Source organism: uncultured Mycobacterium sp., assembly GCF_964249325.1.
In the GTDB taxonomy this organism is placed as follows: Bacteria; Actinomycetota; Actinomycetes; order Mycobacteriales; family Mycobacteriaceae; genus Mycobacterium.
Window position 1 is genome coordinate 1 of record NZ_CAXUCH010000195.1, and the last position, 8,457, is coordinate 8,457.

Consider the following 8,457-nt stretch of genomic DNA (forward strand, 5'->3'; position numbering starts at 1 on the left):
CCCTTACGCCGATCTCGCAATCCGAGGTCGGTTCGGTGGAGGCGTCCAGCCTGTTGCGGCTGAGCAAGCTCAACTGCTCGATCACCACCAGCGACGGGACGGTGCTTTCGGCCAACAACAGCGACGCACCGCAGACGAGTTGCTGATGGCCGTCAGGGATTCCGGGGCCCGGCAGCGCTGGGGCACCGTTTCACCGGTCACGACCGATCGGATTCTGCTGGGCGCATGCGCCGCAGTGTGGTTGGTGTTCGTGGGCGTGAGCGTGGCCGCGGTGGTCGCGTTGGTCGACTTGGGCCGAGGTTTCCAACGAACGGGCAGCCAGCACACCCCGGCGGTGCTGTACGCCGTCATCATCGTCTCTGCGCTGGTCATCGCCGGTGCCATCCCGGTATTGCTGCGCGCCCGTCGCACCGGTCATCCCGCAGTGCGACCGGCGGGCACGCAGGTCCGCGGTGCGGTGCGGCAGCCGGCCAAGGCTGGGCACGTCGGGCCGCGCGCCACGACCGAGGAAGCCCGCACCGAGCGGCTCACGGCGCTGGCACCGCCGGGCTACTCGGCGGCGGCGGTGGACCGGATTTGGTTGCGCGGCATGCTTTCTTTGGTGGCGACGATGGGGCTGGCGCTCATCGCAGTCGCGGCGGCAACCTATCTGATGGCCATCGGTCGCTACGGCGGGTCGTGGACGGCCTATGCCATCGCCGGGATCGTCACAGCGACGATGCCGCTGATCGCCTGGCAACACCTGCGGCGGCTCCACCGGCTACGTACCGGCGAGTGACGAGGCAACCACAGCAGCGGCCTGCCGCGTCAGGCTTCCAATCTGGCGCGGATAGCGGCTATCCGTTCCTGGAGCTCGGTCTCGTCGATGACGCCGCGGACCACCAGCCAATGAGCCAGTGCGACAAGCTGGCTCTCCGGATAGGGCAGAGCGGGGTAAGCGGTCGCTGAGAGCGTGTCCTCTTCGCGACGCCGCGCGATGGAACTGAGAGCCGTTGTGGTGCAAGGCGATCGGTCGAGCGCGTCGCAGATGCCATCTAGGCTTGACTTCCACGGCGGTACGGGATTGTCGACGCCGTACTTCGTGGCCATGCGGACCCAGATCTGGTTGCGTTCAACGATCTCTTGCAGTAACCCGATCTTGGCGTGTTCGACGGAACGCTCTGACCCGTTCACGTGTTCTCACGCGAGTCGGTCGGTGACTGCGCCGGGCGGATAGCCGGGCGGGTGGCGGTGATCGCATTGGTAGTCACGCCAACCTTGGGCAACGCGACGCCGATCAAACAATCCCGGGTGACGATCTCAGCGAGTTGGTCTTCGTCCCAGTCCTCGGTTCCCGCCGGGCGCACGGGCAGCACCATAAAACGGTGCTTCTGGTTGGAATCCTCCACCCGGATAGCGACGCCTTCTGGCAAGAACAGTCCAAATTCGGCCAGCACTTGACGCGGCCAACGCACGATGCGGCGGCGATAGTTCGGCGTGCGGTACCACTCGGGCGAATTGCCCAAGATCGGTCGCGGATAACACGAGCACAGAGTGCAGACAATGACGTGGTGCAACGTTGGCGTGTCCTCCAGCACACGCAGCGCCGTAAAGTCGCTCGGCGTCCCGAAACCAGTGGGTTGTAGCCAGTCGACACCGACTTCACGGCTGGCGGCGATTCCGTCGGCCAAGGCGAGCTTTTTGAACTCGGGATCAAGCCATGCCCGGGCCACCAAGCGCGCGGCGGGGGTCGGTCCGATCTGTTCGGCGAACTCGGTGAACCGGCGATGATCTTCGGCGCTGAACAATCCTTTTTCGATGCAGAGTTCACGGATGGCGATCTCGAGGGCCTCGAAATCGGTGATTTCGTCCACCATGGGCGCCACGGTGCGGTCGTGATCGTGGTCGGTCATGCGAATCCCTTTGTCTCCCAACGGCCGCAAGCGATCGGCGAGTCTAGCGGGGCGCTTCCAGCCAGCGTTCGGGAAGCTCGGTTTGCAAGGTGTCGGTTTCGGTGCCGGTATAGCGATGCCACAGCCGGCAGAGGTCGAACCGGACGATGTAGAACCATTCCGGGTCTTGGTCATGCCGATCCCAGGCCTCGTCTTCGGCGGCAAGGCTCTCATAGGCGACGGCCACGACCTTGCCCTGCGCGCCGCGCACGTATTCCTGGGTTCGGGTATAGAACAGGGCAGGCAATTCGCGCACCCGTACCGCGTCGCCGACTTGGAACTTCGGACGCCCGGCCCGGCCGGAATACACCTGCGGGTCACCCCTCCCGACGGCGCGGGTGTGGTGCAGGTTGCGCTGGAGCCCGGAGCCGTCGCCGGCAAACTTCGGCCGTGCTTGCGGCGACTTATCCTTCAACCCGCCCGCATAGCGCTGTTTGACTTCGGCCAGCCGATCGGTTAATTCACTCAAGGTGATGTGATGCTTGTCGACGAGGATGCGGGCGGCAGCAAGCAGCCAACGAGCGTAGTAGGGCAGCCCTAGGTAATTCGTGCGGCCTACGTCGACGTTGCCGATCCTCCGGCGTTCCTCCGATACCCAGATTCCGCGCCAGGCGAGCACCTCGCAGAGGACATAGACGTTGTGCTCCCACTGTTCGTACTGCTTGTTGACGAATTCGATGGGGGCATCCGGTTCGCCGCCCACGTCGTGGGGGGTCTTCATGTACGCGGCGAACCGTCGGTGATCGAGCAGGTCGGGATACGGGGCATCCGGGAGATCGCTGAAGGCGGAGTTCAGCTGGGCCAGCAGGTCCAGCTGGGACACCCGATCGATAGGGGTTGTCATGCGGGTCCATTCGTGGTGGATCGGTCGGCGACTGGCAGCTGACCACGCCGCAGCCATAGACCATTTAAGTCCGCAACACCCGCCCCCGGAAGGAAACCGCGTCAACACAGCCGGCAGCGATCGGACTGCCGGGCTGGGCTGGAGTTACTCGCTAGTGCTGGCCGTTGGGTGAACCGTTGGTACGTTCTTGGCGCTCCCGCAGCGCAGTGAGGGCACGCTGTTCGGCGGCGTGCGCCGCCTCGCGCAGCGCCGAATCCTCCGACAGCGGATCGGCCCGCAGGAAGCTGCCGGAGCCCGGCGACCCGGTCAAGCCGAGCTTGTTCATCTTGTTCGGTACCGGGGCCCCTTGATATTCCAGCGGTAATGGGTGGCCGTACTCGTCAACCGGCCCCAGCGGCTGGTGCAGCTCGATGTAGGCGCCGTGCGGGAGCCGTTTGATGATGCCGGTTTCGATGCCGTGCTCGAGCACCGCCCGGTCGCTGCGCTGCAGCCCGATGCACCAGCGATAGGCGACGAAGTAGACGATCGGCGGCAGCACCACCATGCCGATGCGGCCGATCCACGTCGTCGCGTTAAGCGAGATCTGGAACTTGTAGGCGATGATGTCGTTCATCGCGCTGAGCGTCAGCACCATGTAGAACGCAATCGCCATCGAACCGACGGCGGTGCGCACCGGGACGTCACGCGGCCGCTGCAGCAGGTTGTGGTGTGCGTAGTCGCCGCTGAAGCGCTTTTCCAAGAACGGATAGATGGTCAGCAGCACGAATATCGCACCCATGATCAGCGCGACCCAGACCGCAGCCGGGATGGTGTGGTGCCAGAAATAGAACTCCCACGGCGGCCAGATACGGGCCAGACCCTCCGTCCACATCATGTAGAAGTCCGGCTGTGAACCCGCCGACACCTGAGATGGCTTGTAGGGCCCGAGATTCCAGATCGGGTTGATTTGCAGTAGCCCACCCATTAAGCCGAGGACAGCGACCACCAGCGCGAAGAACGCTCCGGACTTGACGGCGAAGATGGGCATCACCCGCACCCCGACCACGTTCTCCTCGGTGCGCCCGGGGCCGGGGAACTGGGTGTGCTTCTGGAACCACACCAACGCCAGGTGCAATCCGATCAGCGCCAGCATGATCCCGGGGAACAGCAGGATGTGGATGGCGTATAGCCGGGGGATCAGGTACCCGCCCTCGGCACAGTTGTAACCCACACCGCCGCAGGGGAAGTCGCCGCCAAGCAGCGCCCAATGCAGCCAGGTACCGATCACCGGCATGCCGAGCGTGATCGACGACAGCGCCGCCCGAAGGCCGATACCTGACAGCAGGTCGTCGGGTAGCGAGTAGCCGAAGTAGCCCTCGAACATGGCCAGAATCAGCAGCAGCGAGCCGATGACCCAGTTGGTTTCGCGGGGCCGGCGGAACGCGCCGGTGAAGAAGATACGCGCCAGGTGCACCATGATCGCGGCGGCGAAGATCAGTGCCGCCCAGTGGTGGACCTGACGGACGAACAGTCCGCCGCGGACTTCGAAGGAGATGTTGAGAGCTGATTCGTAGGCCTTCGACATCTCCACACCGCGCAACGGTTGGTAGACGCCGTTGTAGGTGACCTCAGCCATGGAGGGATCGAAGAACAGGGTCAGATAGACCCCGGTGAGCAGCAGCACGATGAAGCTGTACAGCGCGATTTCACCGAGCAGGAACGACCAGTGTGTGGGGAACACCTTGTTGAGCTGGCGGCGTACCGCGGCAGCGGGGTGATAACGGGTGTCGATGTCGTCGGCTTGGCGGGCCAGGACGCTGCCGATATCAAGTTTTGGGCTCATGTTGTGCGCTCCCAAAATGCCGGTCCGACGGGTTCGATGAAGTCGCCGTTGGCGACGAAATACCCATTGCTGTCGATGGTGATAGGAAGCTGCGCCAGCGCGCGAGCAGCAGGACCGAATATCGGTTTGGCATACTGCAGGGCGTCGAACTGCGACTGGTGGCACGGGCACAGGATGCGGTGGGACTGCTGCTCGTAAAGCGATGCGGGACAACCCAAATGCGAGCAAACCTTAGTGTATGCGAAGAACTCGCCGAAGTTGAAGCTCTCCTGGCCTTTGCGCTTGACGACTTTCGCCATGTCGTTGGGCCGCAAGCGGATCAGCATTACCGGATTCCGAACGCCCATCAAGATTTCCGAAAGCTTTTCGTGCGATTCCGGGGTGGTGCCGTCACCGTCGGACTCTCGCCAGGGAAAGACAGTTTCCATACCGCCGGCGTCGAGGTCTTCCGGGCGGATCTTGACGAACGGCGGTCCGGCGTGGCGGCCGGTGGCGCGCGCCAAGTAGATGGTTTCACCGGGGAACCGTGGCGTCCAACCGGAGGTCCACAGCACGGCCTTATTGCCCTGTGCGGTAGGCACAATCGGCTTCCACGGGTTCTTGATGAGGCCGCCGACGAACGCCACCAGAGTCCCTAGGCCAAACGCGCCCAGCCCGACGCCCAGCGACATCCCGATCAGCTTGCGGCGCCGGATCGTCGAGCCTTCGAAGGCATCGGTGAGGTTGGCCACCACCGTCTTGCGGTGAAGCTCCGGTGACCTGTTGTCGTGCCGTTCCTGGACCGAAATCTCTTCCGGCAGGAACTTTTTCTGGTACAGCACCGCTCCGACAGCCACCGACAAGATGGACAGCCCGAAGGTCAGGCCGTAAAGCGGTGTGGTGAGGGAGTACAGGAAGCTGCCGCTGGCTTCCTTAGGCTTGTACTCCCAGGGCCAAAACAGGAAAACCAACAGCAGCGCCAGCCCGAAGAGGCCGCCCAGCAGAAGCCAGATCGCCACTTGCCGTTCCGCGCGCTTCTCGGCACGCGTGCCTGCCACCGGCCACCGGGGCTCCTTGTAGAGGATTTCCACACCGTCCAACCGGCCACCCAGCGCGACCAGTTCCTCACGCGACATGGTGTTTAGCGCGGCCTCGTCGGGCGAGTCCAGTGGGGCGGCGTGGGCGGCGTCGGTGTCCGCGCCGACCGGGTCGGTGACGTCACTCATCTGCGCCGCTCCTCCTCATCGCATCGCTTAAGCATCTTCGCGCGGCGCGGCTCATGTTCTGGCCCCAATCCACAGCGCCGCGCCGATGACGGCGACCATCCCGATGATCCATGCGGCCATGCCTTCGGGTGCGGGTCCGAAGCCGCCCAGGCCGTTTCCACCAGGCTGGCGCTCTTCGCTGACAGTCTTCACGTAGGCGATGATGTCCTTCTTCGCCTCGAGCGAAAGTTCATGATCGGAGAACTTCGGCATGTTCTGCGGGCCGGTGCGCATCGCCGCGAGCATTTGCTGCTCGTTAGGCGGCTCCAGGTTCGGTGCGTATTTACCGGACGACAGCGCACCGCCCTTACCGGTGAAGTTGTGGCACGACGAGCAATTCAGCCGGAACAGGTCGCCGCCGCGGCCTAAGTCGTTGCCGCGCAGCGACTTTTGAGCAATGGTGCCGTCCGCGTCGCGCACCAATGTGGGGCCGCCGCCGTTGGCTTGCACGTAGGCGCCCAGCGCGTCGATCTGCCCCTCGTCGAAGATCGGCTGTTTGCGGGGCGCCTGGGCCTCACCGCGTTCGGCGGGCATCCGGCCGGTGGAGACCTGGAAGTACACCGCCGCCTCTCCAACGCCGATCAAGCTGGGCCCGCGACCCGCCACGCCCTGCAGGTTGGCGCCGTGGCAGGTCACGCACGAGGTGTCGAACAACTGCTTGCCGGTGCGCAGCAGCGCCGACGAGGATTCGTCGGCGACGGCCACTTGAGGCTTGGGTGTCAGGATCGCGGCCAGCGCGCCGGCGACGGCCAAGGCCACCAAGAGCAGCAATCCCGCCGACGCCCGCCGGCGAAAGCGCCGCCGGGAGCGATCGCTCCCACGGAGCCGGTTGAGCCCCAATCTCTTCAACCGCGCACTCCTGTCCGCGCTGTGCCCATTCACCGGCGTGCTCATCGGATGAAATAGATCGTCGTGAACAGCGCAATCCACACGATGTCGACGAAATGCCAGTAGTAGGAGACGACGATCCCGGCGGTGGCTTGCGCCGGGGTGAACTTGCTCATCGCGGTGCGGGCGAGCAAGAAGATGAAGGCAATCAGCCCGCCGATCACGTGCAACCCGTGGAAGCCGGTGGCCAGGTAGAACACGCTGCCGTAGGCGCTGCCGGGGATCGTGGTGCCGTGACTGGCCAGGTGGTAGTACTCATAACCCTGGCCGAGCACGAAGAACAGGCCCATAAAGAACGTGATCACATACCAGCGGCGCACGCCGAACACGTCGCCGCGCTCGGCGGCAAATACGCCCATCTGGCAAGTGAACGACGAAGCGATCAGCACCAGCGTGACGGGCACAGCCTGGTACAGGTTCAGGTGTGTGGGGTGCGGCGGCCAGTTGCCGCCGGCCTGGGCTCGCGCGGTGAAATACATCGCGAAGAGCCCAGCAAAGAACATCAACTCGCTGGAGAGCCACACTATGGTGCCGACGCTGACCATGTTGGGCCGGTTCAGCGAATGCACACGTGCCGTGATCGCAGTACCCGAGGTCCCCACAGCGCTGGTCACATCCGCAAGTATGACGCTTTGTAGTTGATGATCTCCACCCGGGGGCGGCATTTATTGTCCCGGCCGCGCCTCTTGTCGGCAGGGACGCCCGATGGCGACCCGCTATGGGACGATCGGCGCGTGGCTGCCTCATACCATGCGCCGGCAGCCGGTGGACCGGGCGCTGCCTCATGGCCACGGGTGCTGGGGCGGTTGATGGTGGGGCAAGACCTTGCCCGCGGCCATGCCGCCTGGGCCATGGAACAGATCATGACCGGCGCGGCGACCCCGGCGCAGATCGCGGCCTTCGGCGTGGCGATGAAGATGAAAGTGCCGACTGCTGCCGAGGTCAGCGAGCTGGCTAACGTCATGCTGCGTCATGCGCAGCGGCTGCCCGCCACGGTCGGCACCGACACCGTCGACGTGGTCGGCACCGGCGGCGACGGGGTCAGCACCGTCAACCTGTCGACCATGGCCGCGATCGTGGTGGCGGCCGCCGGCGTGCCGGTGGTCAAACACGGCAACAGGGCATCGTCGTCGTTGGCCGGTGGAGCCGACACCCTGGAAGCCCTCGGGGTGCGCATCGATCTGGGTCCCGACGAGGTGGCGCGCAGTGTCGCCGAAGTCGGGATCGGATATTGCTTCGCGCCGACGTTTCATCCGTCCTACCGCCACGCGTCAGCGGTGCGGCGCGAGGTCGGGGTGCCGACAGTGTTCAACCTACTTGGGCCGCTGACCAATCCGGCCCAGCCGCGGGCCGGGCTGATCGGCTGCGCGTTCGCCGACCTGGCCGAGGTGATGGCGACGGTGTTCGCGGCCCGCCGCTCCAGCGTGCTGGTGGTGCACGGTGATGACGGCCTAGACGAGTTGACCACCACCACCACCAGCACCATCTGGCGGGTGCAGGCCGGCACGGTGGACAAGCTGACGTTCGACCCCGCCGGCTTCGGGTTCGCCCGCGCCGAGCTGCAGCAGTTGCTCGGTGGCGACGCGCAAACCAATGCCGCCGAAGCGCGTTCGGTGTTGGCGGGGGCCAAGGGCCCGGTGCGCGACGCCGTCGTGCTCAACGCCGCCGGCGCGATCGTCGCCCACGCCGGGTTATCCAGCCGCGCCGAATGGCTGCCGGCCTGGGAGG

General features: G+C 65.1%; 9 protein-coding genes and 1 pseudogene. 3 read left to right on the plus strand and 7 right to left on the minus strand.

The features are described 5' to 3' along the window. Both ACFE99_RS19420 and ACFE99_RS19425 read left to right on the plus strand, forming a co-directional pair. Positions 1-146 (plus strand): annotated as a pseudogene (locus ACFE99_RS19420) (hypothetical protein); the annotation flags it as partial. Continuing rightward, positions 146-778, plus strand: a complete 633-nt coding sequence (locus tag ACFE99_RS19425; protein ID WP_375488062.1) for a DUF2561 family protein — start codon at positions 146-148, stop codon at positions 776-778. The pseudogene ACFE99_RS19420 and the gene ACFE99_RS19425, both read left to right, overlap by 1 nt. Before the next feature lie 29 nt (positions 779-807). Here ACFE99_RS19425 and ACFE99_RS19430 read toward each other — a convergent pair whose 3' ends face one another. From ACFE99_RS19430 to ACFE99_RS19460, 7 genes are all read right to left on the minus strand, one after another. After that, a complete protein-coding gene (locus ACFE99_RS19430; protein ID WP_375488069.1) occupies positions 808-1,089 on the minus strand; it encodes a thiocyanate hydrolase in 282 nt (93 codons plus the stop codon). 80 nt (positions 1,090-1,169) lie between these two features. Beyond that, entirely contained in the window at positions 1,170-1,892 is a 723-nt protein-coding gene (scnC, locus tag ACFE99_RS19435; RefSeq protein WP_375488063.1) for a thiocyanate hydrolase subunit gamma, read from the minus strand. 43 nt (positions 1,893-1,935) lie between these two features. Then, a complete protein-coding gene (locus tag ACFE99_RS19440; RefSeq protein ID WP_375488064.1) occupies positions 1,936-2,775 on the minus strand; it encodes an SH3-like domain-containing protein in 840 nt (279 codons plus the stop codon). A gap of 151 nt (positions 2,776-2,926) precedes the next feature. After that, on the minus strand, positions 2,927-4,597 hold the full coding sequence (locus ACFE99_RS19445; RefSeq protein ID WP_375488065.1) for a cytochrome bc complex cytochrome b subunit: 1,671 nt from the start codon (positions 4,595-4,597) through the stop codon (positions 2,927-2,929). Further along, positions 4,594-5,802: a ubiquinol-cytochrome c reductase iron-sulfur subunit gene (locus ACFE99_RS19450; protein WP_375488066.1), complete on the minus strand. Its 1,209-nt coding sequence runs from the start codon at positions 5,800-5,802 to the stop codon at positions 4,594-4,596. The genes ACFE99_RS19445 and ACFE99_RS19450 overlap by 4 nt, the downstream gene beginning before the upstream one ends. 51 nt (positions 5,803-5,853) lie before the next feature. Then, the gene (locus ACFE99_RS19455) at positions 5,854-6,735 is read right to left on the minus strand and encodes a cytochrome c (RefSeq protein ID WP_375488067.1); all 882 of its coding nucleotides are present in this window, start codon (positions 6,733-6,735) and stop codon (positions 5,854-5,856) included. After that, positions 6,732-7,343 carry a heme-copper oxidase subunit III gene (locus ACFE99_RS19460; protein WP_375488068.1) on the minus strand — a complete coding sequence of 204 codons (612 nt, stop codon included), beginning with the start codon at positions 7,341-7,343 and terminating at the stop codon, positions 6,732-6,734. Before ACFE99_RS19460 ends, ACFE99_RS19455 begins: the two co-directional genes overlap by 4 nt. 195 nt (positions 7,344-7,538) lie before the next feature. On the opposite strand from ACFE99_RS19460, the gene trpD reads away from it, so the two are divergent. Beyond that, positions 7,539-8,457 (plus strand): anthranilate phosphoribosyltransferase (gene trpD, locus ACFE99_RS19465; protein ID WP_375488070.1); only part of this gene is annotated, 919 nt, incomplete at its 3' end.

Coding starts and splice junctions, on each gene's coding strand:
- ACFE99_RS19425 (WP_375488062.1), top strand. CDS start 146: ATGGCCGTCAGGGATTCCGGGGCCCGGCAGCGCTGGGGCACCGTTTCA.
- ACFE99_RS19430 (WP_375488069.1), bottom strand. CDS start 1,089: ATGGCCACGAAGTACGGCGTCGACAATCCCGTACCGCCGTGGAAGTCA.
- scnC (WP_375488063.1), bottom strand. CDS start 1,892: ATGACCGACCACGATCACGACCGCACCGTGGCGCCCATGGTGGACGAA.
- ACFE99_RS19440 (WP_375488064.1), bottom strand. CDS start 2,775: ATGACAACCCCTATCGATCGGGTGTCCCAGCTGGACCTGCTGGCCCAG.
- ACFE99_RS19445 (WP_375488065.1), bottom strand. CDS start 4,597: ATGAGCCCAAAACTTGATATCGGCAGCGTCCTGGCCCGCCAAGCCGAC.
- ACFE99_RS19450 (WP_375488066.1), bottom strand. CDS start 5,802: ATGAGTGACGTCACCGACCCGGTCGGCGCGGACACCGACGCCGCCCAC.
- ACFE99_RS19455 (WP_375488067.1), bottom strand. CDS start 6,735: ATGAGCACGCCGGTGAATGGGCACAGCGCGGACAGGAGTGCGCGGTTG.